At 66.3% G+C, this 22,120-nt stretch carries 17 protein-coding genes, 1 tRNA gene and 1 pseudogene; 10 read left to right on the top strand and 9 right to left on the bottom strand.

Features of this window, described 5'->3' with window-relative positions:
- Window positions 1–52: 52 nt before the first annotated feature.
- A complete protein-coding gene (locus L1787_RS00345) occupies window positions 53–1,705 on the top strand; it encodes a coiled-coil domain-containing protein (protein WP_235706483.1) in 1,653 nt (550 codons plus the stop codon).
- Window positions 1,706–1,943: 238 nt separating this feature from the next.
- On the opposite strand, the gene L1787_RS00340 is transcribed toward L1787_RS00345, so the two are convergent.
- On the bottom strand, window positions 1,944–3,314 hold the full coding sequence (locus tag L1787_RS00340; protein ID WP_235706482.1) for a glutamate--cysteine ligase: 1,371 nt from the start codon (window positions 3,312–3,314) through the stop codon (window positions 1,944–1,946).
- 187 nt (window positions 3,315–3,501) lie between these two features.
- On the opposite strand from L1787_RS00340, the gene L1787_RS00335 reads away from it, so the two are divergent.
- Window positions 3,502–3,660 (top strand): hypothetical protein, encoded by a 159-nt coding sequence (locus L1787_RS00335; RefSeq protein WP_235706481.1) that lies wholly within the window; start codon window positions 3,502–3,504, stop codon window positions 3,658–3,660.
- On the opposite strand, the gene L1787_RS00330 is transcribed toward L1787_RS00335, so the two are convergent.
- The gene (locus tag L1787_RS00330) at window positions 3,661–4,380 is read right to left on the bottom strand and encodes a 16S rRNA (uracil(1498)-N(3))-methyltransferase (protein WP_235706480.1); all 720 of its coding nucleotides are present in this window, start codon (window positions 4,378–4,380) and stop codon (window positions 3,661–3,663) included.
- A gap of 63 nt (window positions 4,381–4,443) precedes the next feature.
- On the opposite strand from L1787_RS00330, the gene xseA reads away from it, so the two are divergent.
- Window positions 4,444–6,012 carry an exodeoxyribonuclease VII large subunit gene (xseA, locus tag L1787_RS00325; RefSeq protein WP_235706479.1) on the top strand — a complete coding sequence of 523 codons (1,569 nt, stop codon included), beginning with the start codon at window positions 4,444–4,446 and terminating at the stop codon, window positions 6,010–6,012.
- Window positions 6,013–6,070: 58 nt separating this feature from the next.
- Here xseA and L1787_RS00320 read toward each other — a convergent pair whose 3' ends face one another.
- The 5 genes from L1787_RS00320 to aroA form a co-directional block, all read right to left on the bottom strand.
- The gene (locus tag L1787_RS00320) at window positions 6,071–6,937 is read right to left on the bottom strand and encodes an RNA polymerase factor sigma-32 (RefSeq protein WP_235706478.1); all 867 of its coding nucleotides are present in this window, start codon (window positions 6,935–6,937) and stop codon (window positions 6,071–6,073) included.
- Window positions 6,938–7,171: 234 nt separating this feature from the next.
- The gene (locus L1787_RS00315; RefSeq protein ID WP_235706477.1) at window positions 7,172–8,770 is read right to left on the bottom strand and encodes an ABC-F family ATP-binding cassette domain-containing protein; all 1,599 of its coding nucleotides are present in this window, start codon (window positions 8,768–8,770) and stop codon (window positions 7,172–7,174) included.
- A gap of 165 nt (window positions 8,771–8,935) precedes the next feature.
- Window positions 8,936–10,639 carry a 30S ribosomal protein S1 gene (gene rpsA, locus L1787_RS00310; RefSeq protein WP_235706476.1) on the bottom strand — a complete coding sequence of 568 codons (1,704 nt, stop codon included), beginning with the start codon at window positions 10,637–10,639 and terminating at the stop codon, window positions 8,936–8,938.
- Between the two features lie 191 nt (window positions 10,640–10,830).
- A complete protein-coding gene (gene cmk / locus L1787_RS00305; protein WP_235706475.1) occupies window positions 10,831–11,469 on the bottom strand; it encodes a (d)CMP kinase in 639 nt (212 codons plus the stop codon).
- Window positions 11,466–12,809 carry a 3-phosphoshikimate 1-carboxyvinyltransferase gene (aroA, locus tag L1787_RS00300; RefSeq protein ID WP_235706474.1) on the bottom strand — a complete coding sequence of 448 codons (1,344 nt, stop codon included), beginning with the start codon at window positions 12,807–12,809 and terminating at the stop codon, window positions 11,466–11,468. Before aroA ends, cmk begins: the two co-directional genes overlap by 4 nt.
- Before the next feature lie 121 nt (window positions 12,810–12,930).
- Here aroA and L1787_RS00295 point away from each other — a divergent pair, with 121 nt between their 5' ends.
- The 6 genes and pseudogenes from L1787_RS00295 to L1787_RS26195 form a co-directional block, all read left to right on the top strand.
- Window positions 12,931–13,317: a TIGR02300 family protein gene (locus L1787_RS00295; protein ID WP_235706473.1), complete on the top strand. Its 387-nt coding sequence runs from the start codon at window positions 12,931–12,933 to the stop codon at window positions 13,315–13,317.
- A 232-nt stretch (window positions 13,318–13,549) separates the two neighbouring features.
- Window positions 13,550–13,625: transfer RNA gene (locus L1787_RS00290), tRNA-Ala, on the top strand.
- 586 nt (window positions 13,626–14,211) lie between these two features.
- Window positions 14,212–14,460: a site-specific integrase gene (locus L1787_RS00285; RefSeq protein ID WP_235706472.1), complete on the top strand. Its 249-nt coding sequence runs from the start codon at window positions 14,212–14,214 to the stop codon at window positions 14,458–14,460.
- 141 nt (window positions 14,461–14,601) lie between these two features.
- Window positions 14,602–16,200: a type I restriction-modification system subunit M gene (locus L1787_RS00280; protein ID WP_235706471.1), complete on the top strand. Its 1,599-nt coding sequence runs from the start codon at window positions 14,602–14,604 to the stop codon at window positions 16,198–16,200.
- Window positions 16,197–16,487: a restriction endonuclease subunit S domain-containing protein gene (locus L1787_RS00275; RefSeq protein WP_235706470.1), complete on the top strand. Its 291-nt coding sequence runs from the start codon at window positions 16,197–16,199 to the stop codon at window positions 16,485–16,487. The genes L1787_RS00280 and L1787_RS00275 overlap by 4 nt, the downstream gene beginning before the upstream one ends.
- Window positions 16,488–16,529: 42 nt before the next feature.
- Window positions 16,530–16,610, top strand: a pseudogene (locus L1787_RS26195) (hypothetical protein); the annotation flags it as partial.
- Window positions 16,611–17,177: 567 nt separating this feature from the next.
- Here the strand turns inward: L1787_RS26195 and L1787_RS26190 are convergent.
- Window positions 17,178–17,456: a hypothetical protein gene (locus L1787_RS26190; RefSeq protein WP_439648254.1), complete on the bottom strand. Its 279-nt coding sequence runs from the start codon at window positions 17,454–17,456 to the stop codon at window positions 17,178–17,180.
- Window positions 17,457–17,556: 100 nt separating this feature from the next.
- On the opposite strand from L1787_RS26190, the gene L1787_RS00265 reads away from it, so the two are divergent.
- A complete protein-coding gene (locus tag L1787_RS00265; protein ID WP_439648250.1) occupies window positions 17,557–20,862 on the top strand; it encodes a type I restriction endonuclease subunit R in 3,306 nt (1,101 codons plus the stop codon).
- Window positions 20,863–20,949: 87 nt separating this feature from the next.
- Here L1787_RS00265 and L1787_RS00260 read toward each other — a convergent pair.
- Window positions 20,950–22,061 (bottom strand): IS3 family transposase gene (locus tag L1787_RS00260; RefSeq protein WP_235706437.1). Its coding sequence is split into 2 segments (ribosomal slippage): window positions 20,950–21,806 and window positions 21,806–22,061, totalling 1,113 coding nucleotides; the frame shifts between segments, so codons are not numbered across the junction.
- Between the last annotated feature and the right edge of the window lie 59 nt (window positions 22,062–22,120).

The raw sequence follows: 22,120 nt of genomic DNA, 5'->3' as shown, positions 1-22,120 counted from the left end.
ACACGTCGGGACACTTGCTCCCATTTCGCAGTCCGGACCTGTGGATCCCAACGTGAGTGTAAGCGCCATGACAATGCCCGATACGCTGAGTATGCCGGCCGTCATCGCCCTCGTCCTTCTCGGCCTCATTCTCGTCGTCTGGCTGATCAAGGGACTGTCCGGCGGTCGACGCGAGCGCGCGAACCGGCCGCAGGGCGGCGGCCGAGCGCGCCCGCGCGACACCGCGCAGATGATCGCCGCCGTACAGGCGGAGCGCGACGTCCTGCGCGCCAATCACGCGGTCGAAATCGCGACGCTCGAAGGCAAGCTCGCGGACGCGCACAAGCGCGTCCAGACCAATCTCGACGCCGAGTTGAAGCTGAAGGCCGCCGAGCGTCAGCTTGCCGACGCCAAGGCCACGATCGCCCGCCTCGAATCGGAGCGCGGCAGCGAAACGAGCCGCCTCGAAGCCCTCTCCAAGGAGCGTGACGGTCTCGTCGAGCGGGTCCACTCCGTTCCGCAGCTGATGTCCGAGCGGGATCGGGCGAACGGCGAGATCGCCCGCCAATCGGAGATCATCTCGGGTCTGCGCAACGAGCTGCAGGAGACGATCGCCAAGCTCTCCCGCGCCACCGCCGACAGCACCAATCAAGGCGGCGCGGTCGACACCCTCACCCGCGAGCGCGACATGGCGCGCGAGGAGGCGGCCCGGCTCGTCGGCACCGTCGGCGACTTGCGCCGCGACCTGCAGATTGCCCACGCCAAGCTCGAAGAGAACGACAATGCCCGTGACGCCCACGGCACGCTCGCAAAGGAGCACGACGAGATCAAGGATCGGGTCGAGATCCTGCGCCGCACGGTGAAGGAGCGCGACGCCACCATCGCCGAACTCCGCGCCGCGATGGGACGGCAGGAGCCCGTCGCGGACACCGGCGAGATCGACCGACTGAAGGGCCTACTCGAGGCCGCCGAGGCGCGTGAGAAGACCGCCAATGACAGCCTCTCCCGCCTCGCCTATGACCGGGACGGCCTGCAGAACCGCCTCGCCGGCCTCGAACGCGCCGAAAGCGGCTCGAAGGCCGAGATCGAGAAACGCGAGGCCCTCCTCGAACTGCGCCTGCAGAAGATCTATGAGCTCGAAGCTCGCCTACGCGACCAGCACACGCAGCTTCGCGAGGCCCAACGTCGCGCCGAAATGGCGGAAGAGAGCGTCACTGCCCTCGCCTCGGCCGGCGCCACGGAAGACAGCGCCGAGGGTCTCTCGCCGGAGGCCCAGGCCGCCCTCGTGCAGGTGACGAGCGCCGCCAATGACGCCCGGATCGAGCGTCTCCAGACCAAGCTTGACCAGGTGCGCAACGAGAATGGCACGCTTCTCGACGAACTCGAGGCGCTCCGCGTCGCCGCGACGGCGGACGCCGCGTCGAGCGAAGGCGGCGACGTCGATACGATGCGCGCCGGCCTCACCGCCGAGCTTCAGACCGCCCGCGAGGCGATGGCGGCGCTGGAGGCGGAGAATGCGCGGCTGAAGGCCGCCGTCGACGCCGGCAACGCGTTCGGACAGGACGAGATCGCCGAGCTGAAGGCGAAGCTGCGCGATCTCGCCACCCGGTTCATGAACGAGGCGGCGCCGGACGTGGAGGAGGAGCCGGCCGAGCCGACCCTTGCCGACCGGATCCGCGCCTTCAAGGCCGCGCGCGCCGCCACGACCGCGAACGGCGGCGCCTGAGCCCGCCAACGTGAGGACGCTGGCGGCGGTGCCAGCGCCTTCGCGCCGGTCGGACCGCTCGCCTCTTGCAGGGGCCGGCCGCGGGGGCATAATCCTCGACCAGCGAGCGGAACACGCGCCCGAGGCCTAGCCGCGGGACGCTCTCCCGGCGCTCAGCCAGCGGAAGGCGCGCCGGCGAGCGCCGACCCCGCGAAGGTCGTTCGCGACGGCTAAGCGACGCGGTTCGCGTAAACCCGGCCTAGAACGCGTTGGTCTCGAAAACCTTGCGGATATCGCCCTTCCAGGGGCCGTTATAGGCGGCGAGAAGCTCGTCCGCCGGGGCGCGGCCGGAGTGGGCGGCGTCCTCCAGCGGGGTGAGGAAGCCGCGTTCGTCGCTCGCCTCGCCGCTCGCCTTGCCGCGGCGCTTCAGCCCCTCGGACGCCAACGAAAGCACGTCTTTGGCGATCGCTTGCACCGTGCGCCCCTTCACCGTCGTTTGAAGCCCCTCATAGGGCACCGTGCGCCACAGATGGTGCCGGTGCTCGGCGTCGAACTCGTTGATCAGGGCTTCGGCCTGCGCAAGCACGCCGCTGTCATAAAGGAGGCCCACCCAGAAGGCGGGAAGCGCGCAGATCCGGTTCCACGGCCCGCCATCGGCGCCCCGCATTTCGAGGAAGCGCTTGAGCCGCACCTCGGGGAACACGGTCGACAAATGGTTGACCCAGTCCCCCATCGTCGGCCGCTCGCCTTCCAGAGGGGTGAACTTACCGGCCATGAAGTCGGCGAAGGTGAAGCCCGTCGCGTCGATATAGGCATCGCCGCGCTTCACGAAGTACATCGGGACGTCGATCACCCAGTCGGCATAGCGCTCGTAGCCGAAGCCGTCCTCGAACACGAAGGGGATCGGGCCGGACCGCTGAAGATCGACGTCGAGCCAGACCGCCGCGCGGTTGGAGCGGAGCCCGTTGGGCTTGCCGTCGATGAAGGGAGAGTTCGCGAAAAGCGCCGTCGCGATCGGCTGGAGGGCGAGGCCGACGCGCATTTTGCGCACCATGTCCGCCTCGTCCGAGAAATCGAGATTCACCTGGATCGTGGTGGTTCGATACATCATGTCGAGGCCGCGGGTGCCGACCTTCGGCATGTAGTCCGTCATGATCTGATAGCGCTGCTTGGGCATGATCGGCATCTCGTCGCGCGACCAGGTCGGCGCGACGCCGAGGCCCAGGAAGCCGAGGCCGAGCGACTTTGCGATCTCCCGCACCTGGGCGAGGTGGCCGTTGGCTTCGATACAGGTCTGATGCAGCGTTTCAAGCGGCGCGCCCGACAACTCGAACTGCCCGCCCGGCTCGAGGCTGATCGCCCCGCCGCCTTCCGGATCGGCAAGGCCGATGACGTTGCCGCGCTCGGCGATCACGTCCCACCCCGTCAGCACCTGAAGTTCGGAAAGAACCGCATTGATGCCGCGCTCGCCCGCATAAGGAACGGGCGACAGATCCGACAGATTGAACGGAAATTTCTCGTGCTCGGTCCCGATCCGAAATTGATCGACCGGCTTCTCCCCTTTGCGGAGATGTTCAATGAGCTCCGCGCGATCTACGATCGGGGTCTCGTCAAGGGTATCGCGCGCCATAAGCTCCTCGCTTCGAGCCGCGGACCATAGGCGGACTGCTCCTCGGACGCAATCATGTGTCATGACACGTTCCGGCCGTCGAGCGACGCCGATCACCGTGTCGTGGTTTGAATGCGGCACCCGCTCTTTGCACCATGGTCTCGCCGCTCTCGAAGCGGGCGAAAGGCTCGACCGAAGGGGTATCGTGATGACGGCGAATTTCCAACGAGACGTGGCGCTTAGCGTGTTGTTTTTCTTCGGCGTCCTGCTGTCGGGCTGCACCACAGCCGACAGTCAGTATAAGGATCTTCCGGTCGAGGATTGGCCCTCGCAACAGACGATCCGCTCGATCGGCAAGGACAACTGATCAGGCCGAGGGAAACGCCGCCTCGACGAGGGCGAGCAGCGCCACCGCCGCCGTGTCGGCGCGCAGCACCCGCGGGCCGAGCGAAACGCGGTGCGAGCGGGGCAGGAAGAGCGCCCTCTCCTCCTCCGAAAAGCCGCCCTCCGGACCGACGAGCACCGCGAGCGGCTGCCCCGCCGCGCGGATCGTCGCAATCGGGTCCCCCTCTTCGCCGGCGATCGCCTCGTCGGCGACCACGAGCGCGCGCCCATCGAGGCTGCCGAGGAAGGTGGCGAGGGGCATGGGGTCGACGATTTCCGGCACGGACAGGATGCCGCACTGCTCGCACGCCTCGACGATATTGGCGGTCAGCCGGTCCCGGTTGATACGCCGGACCTGGCCGTGCTGGGTCAGCACCGGGACGAGACGGCCCGCCCCCATCTCCGCCGCCTTCTCGACCATATAGTCGAGCCGGGCCTGTTTCAGCGGGGCGAAGGCGTACCAGAGCGACGGACGCTTCGTCTGGGGGCGCAATTTCTCCTCGCCGACCGCCTCGCCCGCCTTCTTGCCGAGCCCGCCGATCAGCGCGCGATATTCGCCGTCCCGCCCGTTGAAGACGATGATCGTGTCGCCCGCTTTGAGGCGCATCACATTCTTCAGATAATTGGTCTGGCGCTGATCGAAGCTGATGGGGCCGGGCAGGTCATCGTCGACGAAGAGGCGTGGAGCGTTGAAATCGGACACGGACCATGTGTTCCAGAGGACGGGAGTTTTGCCTATTGTAGCGGAATGAGCGCACCGTTTGCCATGGATGACGCGGACCCGCCGCGCTCCAATGCCGCCGAATTCACCGTCTCGGAGCTCTCGCGGGCGGTCAAGCGCACCGTCGAGGACGGGTTCGGCCATGTCCGCGTGCGGGGCGAGATTTCCGGCTTTCGCGGGCGCCATTCCTCTGGCCACTGCTATTTTTCGCTGAAGGACGTCGACGCCTCGATTGACGCTGTCGTCTGGCGCGGCTCCTATGCCCGCCTCGGCGTAAAGCCTGAGGAAGGGCTCGAGGTGATCGCCTCCGGCCGCCTCACCACCTTCGCCAAGAAATCGAGCTATCAACTCGTCGTCGACCAGCTCGAACATGCCGGTCTCGGGGCGCTGATGAAGCTCCTCGAGGAGCGGCGCAAGAAGCTCGCCGCCGAGGGCCTCTTCGACGAAGCGCGCAAGCGTCCGCTGCCGACGCTGCCGCGCGTGATCGGCGTCGTCACGTCCCCGACCGGAGCCGTCATTCGCGACATTCTCCACCGGGTGGCCGACCGTTTCCCGACCCATGTCGTCGTCTGGCCCGTGCGCGTTCAGGGCGAGACGTCAGGCGCCGAGGTCGCGGCCGCGGTCGAGGGGTTCGCCGGTGCCTATGGCGGGCCGCGGCCCGACGTCATCATCGTCGCCCGCGGCGGTGGCAGCGTCGAAGATCTGTGGGGCTACAACGACGAAGCCGTCGTGCGCGCCGTCGTCGCCTCGCCGATCCCGGTCGTCTCCGCCGTCGGCCATGAGACCGACTGGACGTTGATCGATCACGCCGCCGACCACCGCGCTCCGACGCCGACGGGCGCGGCCGAGCGCGTGGTTCCGGTCCGCTCCGAATGCCTCGCCACGCTGTCCGACCGGGCGCGGCGGCTCGATGTCGCGATGGCGACGCTCCTCAATCGCCGCTCTGCCGATCTGCGGCTTCTGGCGCGCGGCCTGCCGGTCGGCCCGGCCCTCCTCCAGACGCCCCGCCAGCGGCTCGATATGAGCGCGGACAAGCTCGTCGGCGCCCTCTTCAAGGCGACGGCAGAAGCGCGCCGGCGCTATCTCGGGACCGCCTCGCGCCTTTCCCCTCACACCGCGCGGCGACCGCTCGTCCACGCAGCGGACCGCCTGTCCCACACCGCGCATAGGCTGACGCGCGCGGCCGATGCCGTCCTCACCGAACGGCGTGGCCATGCGCTGCGCACCGGCGCGCGGCTGCATCCCCTCCTTCTCGAACGCCGCCTCGTGGAGGCGAAGGCCGAGACGAGGCGGCTTGTGGTCCGCCGCGACCGGGCGATCGCAGCGCTCCTCACGGCGGAGCGAAGCCGCCTCGATGGGTCGATGAAACTGTTGACGGCGGTGTCTTACACGGCCGTCCTGTCGCGCGGGTTCGCGCTGGTGCGGCGCGAGAACGACGATCCCGTCCACGCCGCGGCCGATATCGCGCCGGGCGAGGCGCTGGAACTCGAATTCGCGGACGGGCGGGTGCGTGTGGTCGAGGGAACGAGCGGGGCGCGGCCGGCCATGGCGCGCATCCGCCCCGTCCGCCGTTCCAAGAAGGCGGACGACGACACGCAAGGCGATCTCTTCTAGATCCGCGCGGCGGTCAGCCGGGGCCACGACACGCGGCGCGCTGAGCGCCGCGCCGTCGTCAGTTCACGAAGACGGCGCGCTCATGGTCGCGCAGAAGCGCGGAGCGGAGCTTCTGCAGCGCGCGGTTCTCGATCTGGCGCACGCGCTCCTTCGAGATGCCGAGCTTCTCACCGAGCGATTCCAGCGTCGCACCGTCCTCGGTCAGGCGGCGTTCCCGCACGATCCGCAATTCACGCTCGTTCAACTCGTTGAGCGCCACGTGGAGCCAGCGGGTGCGCCGGTCGGTGTCGATCGTCTCGGAGACCGTCTGATCCTGCAAAGGCTGCGGGCACGGGAGGAAATCCTGCCGGTCCGCCGCCGCCGCGTCGCTCTCGATCACCGGGGCGTTGAGTGAGGTATCGGGCGCGGACAGACGCGAGTTCATCAGCTCGACGTCCGCCTTCGAAACGCCGATGGCGCTCGCGATCTCCTCGTACATCGCCGGATCCGGCGAGCCGCTGCCATTGCGCGCCATCTTGGCCCGCAGACGGCGCAGATTGAAGAACAGCGCCTTTTGCGTCGAGGACGTGCCGCCGCGCACGATCGACCAGTTCCGCAGGATATAATCCTGGATCGAGGCGCGGATCCACCAGGTCGCATAGGTCGAGAAGCGGACATTGCGCTCCGGCTCGAAGCGCGCAGCCGCCTCCAGCAGGCCGACATGGCCCTCCTGGATCAGATCCCCCATCGGAAGCCCGAAATGACGGAAACGTGAGGCGATCGAAATGACGAGCCGCATATGGGACGCGGCGAGACGCGCGAGCGCCTTTTCGTCGTGGTCCGTGCGCCAGCTGACCGCGAGATCGTGCTCTTCCTCTCTTTCGAGATAGGGCGCGGCCATCGCCGCCTTGACGAAGTGACGCGGTGATCCAGTTTCAAGTGACATAAGCACCCCATCCGAGCCCGGAAACGTGTGGCGTTCAAAACAAGTGCTCTGACGCGCAATTCGTTCCCGGCGCGGGCGCGCCTGCGATGCATTTTTTGCCTAGATTAAACAGTTCGATCGGCATTCGATGCTGATCCGCGACCGCTCGCCGAACAAATTCGGACGAGAAACGCCGCGGATCGCATTGGTTTTTCAGATTCCATCGCGATGGAGCGCGTCGCGCGGGGTGTGCGATTAGGGCGCACCTTGCGCCGCGGCAAGGTCGATCTCCCGATCCGGCGCGAGGCTCGCGAGGAAATGCCGATCGTGGCTGACCACGATCAGCGCGCCGTCATAGCCCGCGAGCGCCGCTTCGAGCGCCTCGACCGCGTCGAGGTCGAGATGGTTGGTCGGCTCGTCGAGGATCAGCAGCGCGGGCGGCTCGGCCCGTCCGATGGTGCAGGCGAGACCGGCGCGCAGTCGCTCACCACCGCTCAACCGTCCGGCGAGCCGCAGCGCGTCGTCTGCGCGAAAGCGGAAGCGCGCGAGGGCGGCGCGGCCCTCGGTCTGCGTCGCATCGAGGTTGAGGCGGTGAAAATTGTCCCGCAGCGATTGGTCCGGGGCGAGAATGCTGACGTGCTGATCGAGATAGGCGGTGGAAACGCGCCGTTCGACCGTCCCCGCGAATGGGGCGAGCCGGCCAGTGATCAGCGCGAGCAGTGTCGTCTTGCCGCTGCCGTTCGGGCCGGTGACGGCGACACGCTCGGGGCCGGTCAGGGTGAGGGAAAGGTCGCGGATCGTCGGCCGGCGCGGGTCGTGCCCACCGCTGACGGCATCGAGCCGCAGCACGGTCTTTGTGGTGGAAAGTCCCGTCGTCGGCATGTCCATGGTCAGCGGATCGATGATCTCGACCTTTTCGCGTGCTGCCGAGACGGCCTCATCCGCCATCGCGGATCGAGTGTCGCGCAGACGTGCGCCCGCACCGGCTGAGGCTTCGGCCCGCTCCTTCGCCAAATCCATGATGATCTTCGGATGCCCACCCTTCGCGCGGTCCTTGCGGCCGCGACCGTCACGGCGCGCCTTGCGCTCGGCGGCCTGTTGCGCCCTCCGCCGAACGGCGGTGCGGGACTTCTCCGCATCGGCGAGGTCGCGATGGGCGGCGTCGATCTCGCGCATTTTGTGCGCCCGGTAGGCGGAGTAATTCCCGCCATATCGCGCGGCACTGAGGCCGGACAGCTCGACGATGGTGTCCATCTCGTCGAGCAGCGCGCGATCGTGGCTCACCACGATGGCGGCGCGCCGCCAGCCGCCGAGGATCTCGGAGACGGCGCGGCGTCCGTCCGCGTCGAGATTGTTGGTCGGCTCGTCGAGGAGGAGGATATCGGGCTCGGCGAAGACGAGCGCGGCGAGACCGGCCCGCGTGCGCTCCCCGCCCGAGAGCGCGGCGAGCGGCGCCCGCGGATCGAGCGCGAGCCCGCAGCGGGCGAGTGCCTCCTCGATCCGCGTCGGAAGCGTCCAGTCGATGGCGGCGATCTCCGCAACGGTCGCGCGCCCGGCCTCGGCGCGGTCGATGAGGGCGAGGGTATCCGACGCGCCGAAGAGATCGGAGACGGTTTCGCCCCGGCTCGTCGGCATGTCCTGACGGAGGATGCCGAGCGTGCCGCGAACCTCGACATGGCCGGCGCCGGGTGACAGTTCGCCGGCGATCAGGCGCAGCAGCGTCGTCTTGCCGGTGCCGTTGCGGCCGACGAGCCCCGTGCGTTCGTTGCCGAAGGCAAGATCGAGATCGGAGAGGACGGCGGCGCCGTCAGGCGCGGTCCAAGTCAGGGCGGAGAGGGTAACGGAACGGGGCATAAGACGACACTTCTCGCTGGAACACCGGGCGGGCGAACGTGGCGAGGGTCTTGTCCATGCTGAGGGCTCCGATCGTGATGGCTGGACATGGTGGAGGCGCCCGCATGGGGCGCCTCCAATCCCGAGACGGGATGAAGAAGGGCGCCGCGCGGGCGCCCCTCCGTGTTACTCCTGGCTGTTGCGAGCGCGGAGCGCTGCACCCAGAATGTCGCCGAGCGACGCACCGGAGTCGGACGAACCATACTGCTCGACCGCTTCCTTCTCCTCGGCGATTTCGAGCGCCTTGATCGAGACGGCGACGCGGCGAGCCTTGCGGTCGAACTGCGTGACGCGGGCGTCGAACTTGTCGCCCACGGAGAAGCGGTCCGGACGCTGGTCGTTGCGGTCGCGCGCAAGCTCGGAGCGACGGATGAAGGTCGACAGCTCGGTGCCGACGATGGCGACCTCGAGACCGGCTTCCTTCACTTCCTTCACCTCGACGGTGATGATCGCACCGCGACGGACCTCGGCGCCGTCGGCCGCTTCCGTGAACGGATCGGAGCCGAGCTGCTTGATGCCGAGCGAGATACGCTCCTTCTCCGGGTCGACTTCGAGCACGACGGCGCGAACCGTCTCGCCCTTGTTGTAGTCGTCCATGACTTCCTCGCCCGGACGATTCCAGTCGAGGTCGGAGAGGTGGACCATACCGTCGATATCGTTCTCGAGGCCGATGAAGAGACCGAATTCGGTCTTGTTCTTGACCTCGCCTTCGACGACCGTCCCCGGAGGATTGGCCTCCAGGAAGGCCTCCCACGGGTTGTCCATGACCTGCTTGAGGCCGAGCGAGATGCGGCGCTTCGCAGCGTCGACCTCGAGGATCATCACGGTCACTTCCTGCGAAGTCGCGACGATCTTGCCCGGATGGACGTTCTTCTTCGTCCACGACATCTCGGAGACGTGGATCAGACCCTCGATGCCGGGCTCGAGCTCAACGAACGCACCATAGTCGGTGATGTTCGTGACGCGGCCGGTGAAGCGGGCGTCGATCGGGTACTTCGCCTCGATGCCTTCCCACGGGTCGGCCTGAAGCTGCTTCATGCCCAAGGAGATGCGGTGCGTCTCCTGGTTCACCCGGATGACCTGAACCTTCACGGACTGGCCGATGGAGAGGATCTCGGTCGGGTGATTGACACGGCGCCAGGCCATGTCGGTGACGTGAAGCAGACCGTCGATGCCGCCGAGGTCGACGAACGCACCATAGTCGGTGATGTTCTTGACCACGCCTTCGATGATCTGGCCTTCCTCGAGGGACTGCACGATCTCGTGACGCTGCTCGGCGCGGGTCTCTTCAAGGACGACGCGGCGGGACACGACGATGTTGCCGCGGCGCTTGTCCATCTTGAGGATCTGGAAGGGCTGCGGCGTGTTCATCAGCGGAGACACGTCGCGCACCGGGCGGATGTCGACCTGCGAGCGCGGCAGGAACGCCACCGCACCGTCGAGATCGACGGTGAAGCCACCCTTCACCTGATTGAAGATCTTGCCGGTGACCTTCTCGTTCTTCTCGAACGCGGCTTCCAGGCGAACCCACGATTCTTCACGACGCGCCTTCTCGCGCGAAAGGACGGCCTCGCCGAGCGCGTTCTCGACGCGCTCAAGGTAGACCTCCACCTCATCGCCGATGGCGATGTTCTCTTCGCCGGGGCGACCGCCGAATTCCTTCAGCGGGATGCGGCCTTCGACCTTCAGGCCGACATCGATGACCGCCAGATCCTTCTCGAAGCCGACCACGGTCCCTTTGACGACGGACCCTTCGACCATTTCGGTCTGGTTCAGCGACGCTTCGAGCAGAGCCGCGAAATCTTCACGGGTTGGGGTTGATAAAGACATTCGTTCTCCGAAAGAGGCGCTTCTCAGCGCAGCGGCGTAGGTTGGTGTTGACCTTGGTGCGCCCTTTGCGACGGCTCGCCGCCCGCCGCCGCGTGGGAACGCAAAGTTCAAGTGCATGAAGGCTGCAAAATTTAAGCGAACATGCACCAAAAGCGGGGTCGGCTCGCCGATCCCCGTTATGGCGCGGAAACCTAAGGCTTCATGGCCTTGTCCACAAGCCTCGTCGCCTCGAAAAACGCGGCGTCTGCGGACATTTGGGTCGTGTCTAAAATATAGGCATCGGCGGCCGGCTTCAGCGGGCTCGCCGCACGGCTCGAATCCCGCTCGTCCCGTTGCCGCAGATTCGCGAGCAACGCCTCGTAGCGCGGGCCGTCCGCCTCGCCATAGACCTCGAGCGAACGGCGGCGCGCCCGCTCGGCCGGCGAGGCCGTGATGAAGAGCTTCACCGTCGCGTCGGGGAAGACGACCGTGCCGATATCGCGCCCGTCGAGGACGGCACCATGGCCTTGCGCGGCGGCGTCCTTGGCGAAAGCGCGCTGACGCGCCACGAGCGCGGCCCGGAGGTCCGGGATCACGGCGATGCGCGAGGCGCCCTCACCGATCTCGGGCGAGCCGAGATCGGGCGAATCGAGGCGCGTGAAGTCGAGACCGTGCGCGGTCTTCACCGCCGCCGCTTCGTCGTCGAGCGAGAATCCGGCGGCGGTCATCGCCGCAGCCACCGCCCGATAAGTCCGCCCGGTATCGAGATGAAAGAGCCCATAATGGGCCGCGAGGCGCTTGGCGAGCGTGCCCTTGCCCGACGCCGCGGGTCCGTCGACTGCGATGATCACGCCGTCTCCAGCGCGATCTCGGCCCCGGCATCGCGCATCAGCGCCATGAAGTTCGGAAAACTCGTCTGGATCGTCTTATGGTCGTCGACGGTCACCGCCCGATCGGCGGCGAGGCCGAGGACGAGGAAGCTCATCGCGATGCGGTGATCGAGGTGCGTCGTCACGGTTCCACCGCCGATCGAGCCGGTGCGGCCCTCGACGCGCAGCCAGTCCCGGCCGGCTTCGTGCACGACGCCGTTCGCCTCGAGCCCGGCCGCCACGGCGGCGAGCCGGTCGCTCTCCTTCACGCGCAGCTCGTCGAGCCCCTCCATCATCGTCGCCCCTTCCGCGAAGGCCGCGGCGACGGCGAGGACGGGATATTCGTCGATCATCGAGGGCGCGCGCGAGCCTGGCACCGTCACCCCGACGAGGCGGCTTTCCTTGACGCGAATGTCGCCGATCTCTTCTCCGCCGGCATTGCGGATATTCTCGATCGTCAGATCGGCGCCCATCTCCTGCAACGTGGTGATGAGACCGGTGCGCGACGGGTTCAGCATCACGTCCTCGACGACGAGCTCGGAGCCCGGCACGATGAGGCCCGCGACAATCGCGAACGCCGCCGAGCTCGGATCCGCCGGCACGATCACGTCACATGGGCGGAGCGGATGGCGGCCCGCGACGGTGATGCGCATCCCCTCGCCGTCTGCGTTCGCCTCACGGCGGATCTCGGCGCCGAAGGCGGTGAGCATCCGCTCGGTATGGTCGCGCGTCGCGACCGGCTCGATCACCGTCGTCTCGCCCGGCGCGTTGAGGCCGGCGAACAGGATCGCCGATTTCACCTGCGCCGACGCCACCGGCAAACGGTAGACGATCGGCGCCAGCGTCCGCGGCCCCTTGATCGACAGCGGCAGCCTGTCGCCCTCGCGGGCGATCACCGTGACGCCCATTTCGCGCAGCGGATCGAGGACGCGCCCCATCGGCCGACGCGACAAAGAGGCGTCCCCCACGAAGGTCGCCGCGATCGGGTGGCCGCCGACGATGCCCATCGTGAGGCGCGATCCGGTGCCGGCATTGCCGAAATCGAGAACGCCCTCCGGTTCGGCGAGCGCGCCGAGGCCGACGCCGTCGATCACCACGTCGCCCTCCGGCCCGGTCGTGATCGTCGCCCCGAGCTGTCGCATCGCCGCGCCGGTGGCCATCACGTCCTCGGCGGTCAACAGACCCGAGACGCGCGAACGGCCGACGGCGAGACTGGCCAGCATCAGCGAACGATGCGATATCGATTTGTCACCCGGAACCCGCACTCTTCCCGTCAACGGACCGCTTGGTGAGGCGGTGGCGGCTTGACGCGTCTCTGACATGGAACAACCTTCTTGACCGGCGCGCGCTGTCATAGAAGAGCTGCAGCGCTGACACCAGCTTTACAGTGGCACTCGCAATGTGCCATCCGACCTCGCCTTTTTTGTTCTGACGGAGCGCTCTGTGGCGAAACCCGAACTCGGCCTGAAGCGGTTATGCCCCAATTGCGGCGCCAAGTACTACGACTTGAACCGCGATCCCATCATCTGCCCGAAATGCAACGCGCTTTTTGCAACGGGCTCCATCTCCTCGGTCCGCCCTGAGACGGCGAAAGACGAGGAGGACGATACCGACACCGATGACGAAGACGACGGTGTCGATCTCGTGCCCCTCGAGGAGGCGGAAGAAACCACCTCCGACGATGGCGACGAAGAGGACGACGGAATCGTCGTCGCCGACAGCGACGACGAAGTCGATGTCGACGCCGACGACGACGCCCTGATCGACGACGACGACGACGAGGTGAGCGATGTCGTTCGCCCGGCGGACGACGACGAAGACGAACGCTGAGACCACGCGCCGCCCGGCTCCGTCGGACGGCAAGGCGGCGTGACACGACCGGACGGACGGCGGGTGAATTCTGCCGTTTCGCGCCCGCATGGCGGGCGGCCGCAACCCCATAAGACCAGCCGCCACGCGCCTTTTTCGCCTCGTCCTGTGGATCGCCGAGAACTTGATCCACCAATTTTGCGGAAGGGGTTTGCAATTCGCCGAAGATAGTCTATCTCCGCGACACGACCGGGGGGCCATAGCTCAGTTGGGAGAGCGCTTGAATGGCATTCAAGAGGTCAGGGGTTCGACTCCCCTTGGCTCCACCACCCCCAGAAGTTTCCAGGACTTAGACGCGTCGCCACCAAGTGTGCCACACGAGTGAGGCACATGGATGAAGCTGGACGCTTACCTGTCCCACTCCATCAGCCGCCGACCGCAGCGCCCGACCAACTGTTCGACTCTCATTGCGACCCCGCTGCTCGAAGGATGCTAGCCAACTCGCTCCGACCGAGCCACTGTTCGCGGGAATGAGGGCCGGAAAGGCCGCGTCGACCGCCCCGGGTGCCATGCAGGCGATCTATCGTGAGCTGATTCACAACCAGTCCGGCCTCGTGCGCAAAGAGAGCCACAAGTGGGCCAGTTTGATCGGCATGTTCAGCGGCGCTCGCCTCAACGAGATCTGCCAGCTCGACGTGAAGGACGTGCGACAGCGGGTCGGTATCTGGCTCTTCGACATCACCGACGAAGGCGACGAGACCAAGCGCCTGAAGACCGCAGCCGGAAAGCTCAAGGTCCCGGTGCACCACGAACTGCTGCGTCGTCTCGGGCTGCCGGACTTCGTGGACCGTGGGCCCGCCGGGGCCGGCTGTTTCCCGGCTATATCTTTTGCCCGCAGAACGTCACGGCCGCTCGTTGAGCCGCTGGTTCAACCAGCAGTTCACCAAGGGCGTCGGCATCAAGAGCAAGAGCCACGTCTTTCACAGCTTCCGCCACACGATGGTGACGCGCCTCGCCCAAGCCGGTGTGGCCGAACCCGTCCACCTGTCGCTCGTCGGACACGAGCGGCAGGGCGTGACGCAGCAAGTCTACCTGAGGGAAGGGTTCACGCTGCGGCAGCTTAAGGACGCGATCGACCGCTTCGATTGGGCCGCCGGAGCGTAGCCCGCAGATCGGTACCGGCCGGCATCGTCACGAACGGCAGGCGATACGCGATCCGATGCGGTTTATCGGCAGACCGGATGCTTGTACGCTGTTCCCCTCGGCGCCTCGCGGTGGAGGTGCCCAAGGGACAGTAGCGACGACGTGCTCACATCGGAACTTCGCGGCAAGATCGACGCCGTTTGGAACGCCTTCTGGTCCGGCGGGGTGTCCAACCCGCTGGAGGTGATCGAGCAGATCACCAACCTCCTCTTCATCCGCGGGCTCGACGACATCGAGATCCGGGAGGAGAACAAGGCCAACATGCTGGGCCGGCCACAGGCGCGGCGGATCTTCCCCGAGGGCAGAGACGGGATCGAGCGCACCGGCGGCATCGGCGAGGGCGAAGGCGGGATCGACTACCAACGCCTCCGCTGGTCGCGGTTCCGCAACGAGGGCAGCCCCGCCGCGATGTACGAGATCGTCGGCGAGCACGTGTTCCCCTTCATCCGCCGGATGGCCGGCGCCGACACCGCCGTCGGCGCCCACATGAAGGACGCCCGGTTCACGATCCCCACCCCCGCCCTCCTCGCCAAGGTGGTGGACCTCATCGCCGACATTCCGATGGAGGACCGCGACACCAAGGGCGACCTCTACGAGTACATGCTCGCCAAAATCGCCACGAGCGGCCAGAACGGGCAGTTCCGCACGCCCCGGCACATCATCGCCATGATGGTGGAGATGATGGCGCCGACGCCGAAGGACACCATTTGCGATCCCGCCGCCGGCACGTGCGGGTTTCTGGTGGCCGCGGGTGAATATCTGCGGGACAACCACCCCGGCCTCTTCCGGGACGATGCGCTCAGGGAGCACTTCCACCGCCGCATGTTCCACGGGTTCGACTTCGACGGGACGATGTTGCGGATCGGCTCGATGAACATGATCCTCCACGGCGTGGAGGAGCCGGACATCCGTTACAAGGATACCCTCGCCGAGGAGCATGCCGGCGACGCGGAAGCCTACAGCCTGGTGCTCGCCAATCCGCCGTTCGCGGGGTCGCTGGATTACGACACGACGGCCAAGGACCTCCAGCGGATCGTCAAGACCAAGAAGACGGAGCTTCTGTTCCTCGCCCTATTCCTGCGGCTCCTGAAGCCCGGCGGGCGGGCGGCGGTGATCGTGCCGGACGGGGTGCTGTTCGGCTCCTCCAAGGCGCACAAGGGGCTGCGGCGGATGCTGGTGGAGGACCACAAGCTCGACGGGATCGTGAAGCTGCCCTCGGGGGTGTTCCGGCCCTATGCGGGGGTGTCGACGGCGATCCTCCTTTTCACCAAGACGAACTCGGGCGGGACGGACCACGTGTGGTTCTACGACGTGACCGCCGACGGCTTCTCGCTCGACGACAAGCGCACGCCGCTCCTGCCGGCCGAGAAGCTGGGCCCGGTGCCGGGCCGGCGCGAGCGCGGCCACTTCGTCGCCGAGACCTTGAGCGACGACGAGGCGGCGAAGAACAGCCTGCCCGACGTGGTGACCCGCTGGGCCGAGCGGACGGGGACGGAGCGGGACCGGGCCCGCACGGAGGCGAGTTTTTGCGTCCCCCGCGAGGAGATCGCGGCGGCGGACTACGACCTCTCCATCAACCGCTACAAGGAGATGGTGCACGAGGCCGCCGAGCACCGCCCGCCGAAGGAGATCATTGCCGAGCTGAAGGCGTTGGAGCGGGAGATCACCGAGGGGCTGGACGAGCTGGAGGGGATGCTATGAACTTCCTCTCTCGTCCTCCAGTGGTGCCATTTGAAGAAGTCGTCGCTGACGTCTCAGCGGGCAACTTGAAAGTGCAAAGAGGCGACTACGCTGACTCGGGCGCCTACCCGGTTATCGACCAGGGCGCCGACTTCGTCGGCGGGTACTCGGATGATGCCGCCAATCTCGTTCGCGGCGACGGTCCCTGGATTGTCTTTGGTGATCATACCCGCGCTGTGAAGTATGTCGACTTCCCCTTTTGCATGGGAGCTGACGGCACCAAAGTCCTCAAGCCGAAAACCGGATAACTCGACCCGAAATATCTGTACCGGTTTCTTGAAGCGAACGAATTGCCGAGTGCCGGGTACAGTCGCCATTTTAAGTTCCTGAAGCGACTGACGATCCCGCTGCCGCCGCTTGAGGAGCAGCGGCGGATCGCGGCGATCCTGGACAAGGCGGACCAGCTGCGAGCCAAACGCAAACGCGCCCTCGCCCTCCTCGACACCCTCACCCAGTCCATCTTCCTGGAGATGTTCGGGGATCCGGTGACGAACCCACATCGCTTCCCCGAAGTGAAGTTTGGGGAGGTGGGCCGCCTTGATCGCGGAGTATCAAAGCATCGCCCCCGCAACGATCCCGTCCTTCTTGGAGGACCATACCCCCTCATTCAAACTGGCGACGTCAGCAATAGCCGCGGATACATCACCTCTTTCAGCTCGACGTACTCTGATGCGGGATTGCGTCAAAGCAGGATGTGGCCAGCGGGAACGCTATGCATTACGATTGCGGCTAATATTGCACAGACTGGCATACTAACTCTCCCAGCGTGCTTTCCGGATAGTGTTGTGGGCTTCACGCACGAGAGTCGCGGCATGGTTCAGTATGTTCGGGTTTGGTTATCGTTCCTGCAGGCCACCCTCGAACGCTCCGCACCGACGGTAGCTCAGAAGAACATCAACCTGCAGATCCTGCGAAGCCTTCCCATGCCTTGCCCCCCTCTAGAACTGGTCGAGGAATACGGCGAGGCACTGGATCGTCAGCTTGCGGTACGGGACCACGGGCGAGCTAGCCTCGCGGACGTTGAAGCCCTTTTCACCTCCCTCCAATCCCAAGCCTTCACCGGCCAACTCTAGCCATTTGCCCATGTCCAATTTCGCCTTCCTCGCCGCCGAGTTCCCCGCCGTCCATGAGGCGGCCCGCGACGCGGAGAAGTACGCGAAGGACAACCCCACCGCCGCCGCCTTCTTCGCCGGCAAGGCGGTGGAGGTCGCGGTCAAGTGGGCCTTCCGCAACGACCCGGGCCTCACCCTCCCCTACCAGGACCAGATCAACGCCCTCCTTCACGAGCCGACGTTCCGCCGCGTCGCCGGGCAAGCCGTGTTCGAGAAGGCCCGCCTCATCAACCGCCTCCGCAACCGGGCGGTGCACGAGGAACGCACGATCACCGACCGCGACGCCCTCGGCGCCGTCACCGAACTCTTCCACGTCACCTTCTGGCTTGCCCGCACCTACGCCCGCCGCGCGCGCCCCGCCGACGGCCTCGCCTTCGACCCGGCGAAGATCCCCACCGTCCGCGGCCAGCTCGCCCTCGGCCTCTCCCAGCTGAAGCGGATGCAGGCCGAGCTGGAGGCGAGGGACGGCGAGGTCAGACGGGCCGTCGAGGAGGCGACCGCCGCCGAAGCCCGGGCCCGTGCCGCCGAGGACGAAGCGGCCGCCAAGATCCGGGCCGCCGAGGCCCGCGCCGCCACTGCCGAGGAAGAGGCCGCCGCCCGTCTCAAGGCCCTCGACAACGAACTCGCCAGAACCCGCGCCGAGATCGCCGCCGTCCGCGCCGCGAACCAGGCCACCCCCGACACCCACGACTACAACGAGGCGGAAACCCGCGACCGCTTCATCGACCTCCTCCTAAAAGAAGCCGGCTGGACCCTCGACGGCCCGAACGATCTGGAGTTCGAGGTGGACGGCATGCCCACCACCACGGGCAAGGGCTATGTCGACTATGTCCTGTGGGGCGCCGACGGCCTGCCGCTCGGTCTCGTGGAGGCCAAGCGGACGAAGAACAGCGCCGGGCAGGGCCAGCAGCAGGCGAAGCTCTACGCCGACCGCCTCGAAGCCCGCTACGGCCGGCGCCCGGTGATCTTCCTCTCCAACGGTTACGAGCACTGGATCTGGAACGACGTCACGGGCGAGGGCACCGGCCACCCGCCCCACCAGATCGGCGGCTTCTACAAGCGGGACGAGCTGGAGCTCGCCATCCAGCGCCGCACCACCCGCAAGCCCCTCCCCGACATCCGCATCGACCGCGACATCGCCGGACGCACCTACCAGATGCGGGCCATCGGCAACATCAAGAAGGCCTTCCAGAACGGCGAGCGGAAGGCCCTCCTCGTGATGGCGACGGGCTCGGGCAAGACCCGCACCGTGATCGCGCTGGTGGACGTCCTGATGCGGGCCGGATGGGTGAAGCGGTGCCTCTTCCTCGCCGACCGCACCAGCCTCGTGAAGCAGGCCACCAACGCCTTCAAGGCCCACCTGCCGGACTGTGCCCCGGTCAACCTCGTCACCGAACGCACCGCCGAGGGCCGGGTCTTCCTCTCCACCTACCCGACGATGATGAACCTCATCGACGGCAAGGGTGGCCGCGCCAAGCCCTTCGGCCCCGGCCACTTCGACCTCGTGGTGATCGACGAGGCCCACCGCTCCGTCTACCAGCGCTACCGGGCGATCTTCGACTACTTCGACAGCTATCTGGTGGGTCTGACGGCCACCCCGAAGGAAGAGATCGACCGCAACACCTACTCCTTGTTCGACCTGGAGGACGGCGTCCCCACCGACGCCTACACGCTGAAGGAGGCCGTGCGCGACGGCCACCTGGTGCCGCCGCACTCCATCTCGGTCCCGCTGAAGATCGTCCAGAGGGGCCTCAAATACGAGGACCTGTCGGACGAGGAGAAAGATCAATGGGACGCGCTCGAATGGGGCGAGGACGAGATCCCCGACCACGTCGACCCGGCCGAGGTGAACAAACGCCTCTTCAACGAGGACACGGTCGACCGGGTGATCGCCCACGTGATGGAGCGGGGGATCAAGGTCGAAGGCGGCGACCGGCTCGGCAAGACGATCATCTTCGCCAAGAACCAGGACCATGCCGAGTACATCGAACGGCGGTTCAACGCGGCCTACCCGCACCTCGCCGGTCACTTCGCCCGCGTCATCACCCACAAGACCGACCACGCCCAGAGCCTCATCGACGAGTTCTCGATCAAGGACGCCAACCCGCACATCGCCATCTCGGTGGACATGCTGGACACCGGCATCGACGTGCCGGAGGTCGTGAACCTCGTGTTCTTCAAGCTCGTGCGGTCCAAGACGAAGTTCTGGCAGATGATGGGCCGCGGCACCCGGCTGTGCCCCGACCTCTTCGGCCCCGGCCAACGCAAGAGCGAGTTCCGCGTCATCGACTATTGCGGAAACCTGGAGTTCTTCGGCTCGGACCCGGAGCTTCGGGATGATCCCGTCGGCCGCTCCCTCAAGGCCCGCGTCTTCGCCGCCCGGGTGGACCTTTTGCGAGCCCTAGGGAGGCGGCAGACAGCCGACGACCCCACCGGTCTGAAGGAGGATGGCCCCCCGTTCGAGGCCGGCCTGCATGCCCCACCCGAGACAGAGCGGGCCGTCGGCCGCTCTCTCCTCGCCGCGTTGCAGGATGACGTTGCGGGCATGAACCCCGAGAGCTTCGTCGTGCGGCAGAAGAGACGGCTCGTCGAGAAATACGTGGATCCAAAGGCTTGGTTATCCCTCGATGACCACGACCGTGAGGAACTTGTGGAAGAGGTTGCCCCACTGCCGTCCGCGCGGCGTGAAGGGTCCGAAGGCGCCAAACGATTCGACCTGCTGATGTACCAGCTCACCCTCGCCCTTCTCGATCGCACGAAGGCTTACGACGCCCTCCGCAAGCGCCTGATCGAGATCGCGGAGGCCCTGGAGATGCAGACCGCTATCCCGGCAGTGGCCCGCCATGCCGAGCTCATTGAAGCCATCCAGACGGAGATCTGGTGGGAAGGCCTTACCGTCCCGACGCTAGAGCTCGTCCGGTTGAGGCTCCGAAACGTGGTCGAGCACATCGACCGCAGCTCGAAAAACATCGTCTATACAGACTTCGCGGACGAGATCGGAACGGAAGTCGAGCATGATCTCCCTGCCGTCGGCGACGTCGACTTTGAACGCTTCAAGCGGAAGGCTCGAGACTTCCTTCGCACTCAGGAGGACACGGTCGCCCTCCAGAAGCTGAAGAGAGGGCTGCCACTGACGCAGGCCGACCTCGACTCACTCGCCACAATGCTTGTGGACGCGGGGATCGGCGACGCCATGACGATCAACGCAGCCACGCAAGTCGCTGACGGTTTCGGGCTCTTCATTCGGGGCCTCGTGGGGCTCGAACGGAATGCGGTCGAGCAAGCCTTCTCCGACCTAGTGGCCGATGGAGCCGCCTCGCCAGACCAACTGGAGTTTATCGGCCTCGTAATCGACCATCTGACCGATCGCGGCACGATGGACCCGGCCCTGCTCTACGAGAGCCCGTTCACCGACATCGCACCGCACGGACCGGATCAGGTGTTCGATATCAACCGAGCAGGTCGCATCGTTCAGACGATTCAAACGTTCAATAACAGTGCGGTTGCTTGAACCAAAAGGCGACAGATACGCGAGCGTAGGGCAGCCGCCTTTCTATCAGTTCGATCAGGGTTGACGTTGCCCCCGAAGTGTCCCCGCTCATAGCTGGACTCTGTTCGTGTTGTGGTCCTGTCGGGACCGGGTTGCAAACTCGTTCGGGGTGAGGCCGCCGAGGCTGGTGTGCGGGCGGTCGTGATTGTAGTCGGCCCGCCATTCCTCGATGAGGCGGCGAGCAGCCGGCAGGCTGCGGAAGAGGTGCTCGTTCAGGCACTCGTCTCGGAACCGGCCATTCAGGCTCTCGACGAACCCGTTCTGCATCGGCTTGCCGGGGGCAATGTAATGCCACTCGACGCGGCGATCCTCCTGCCATTCGAGGATGGCGCGGGAGGTCAGTTCCGTGCCGTTGTCGCTAACGACCATCAGCGGTTTGCCACGCTGGGCGATGAGGCTGTCGAGCTCTCGCGCCACCCGGGCGCCCGACAAGGACGTGTCGACGACCAGCGCCAGACACTCGCGGGTGAAGTCATCGACCACGACCAGCACACGGAAGCGACGCCCGTCGCTGAGTTGGTCGGAGACGAAGTCGAGGCTCCAGCGCTGGTTCGGTCCCTGCGGCAGCGTCATCGGCGAGCGTGTTCCGATCGCACGTTTGCGGCCGCCCCGGCGCCGCACGGTCAGCCGTTCCTCCCGATACACGCGGAACAGCTTCTTGTGGTTCACCTCGATGCCTTCGCGTCGCAACAGGATGTGCAGCCGCCGATAGCCGAACCGGCGCCGCTCGTTCGCTAGCGCCTTCAGCCGTTCGCGCATGGCCGCGTCGTCCGACCGCTGCGACTGGTAGAGGTAGGTCCTGGGATGCATCCCGATCAGCGCACAGGCGCGCCGCTGGGAATATCCCTTCGTCTCAATAGCCCAGCTCACGAAGCCTCTCCGCGCGCCGGGCGTCAGAAGTTTTGTCCCAGAGCGTCTTTCAGCGTCGCGACATCGAGCATCTGTTCGGCGAGAAGCTTCTTGAGGCGAGCGTTCTCATCCTCCAGCGCCTTCAGTCGCCTAGCGTCCGAGACCTCCATGCCGCCGTAACGCTTGCGCCAGGTGTAGAAGGTCGCATCGCTGATCCCGTGCTTGCGGCACAGCTCTGTCACGCCGATCCCCGCCGAATGCTCCTTCAGCACCGCGATGATCTGCTCCTCACTGAAGCGACTCTTCTTCATCTCCGTCTCCTTCCGACGGAGTCCAGTTCAGACCGAGGACACTTCAGGGGGCAACGTCA

This window comes from Acuticoccus kalidii (assembly GCF_021556395.1).
Classification (GTDB): domain Bacteria; phylum Pseudomonadota; class Alphaproteobacteria; order Rhizobiales; family Amorphaceae; genus Acuticoccus; species Acuticoccus kalidii.
The sequence above is the reverse complement of the archived record's forward strand: the minus strand, read 5'-3'. Positions and strand labels throughout refer to the sequence as shown.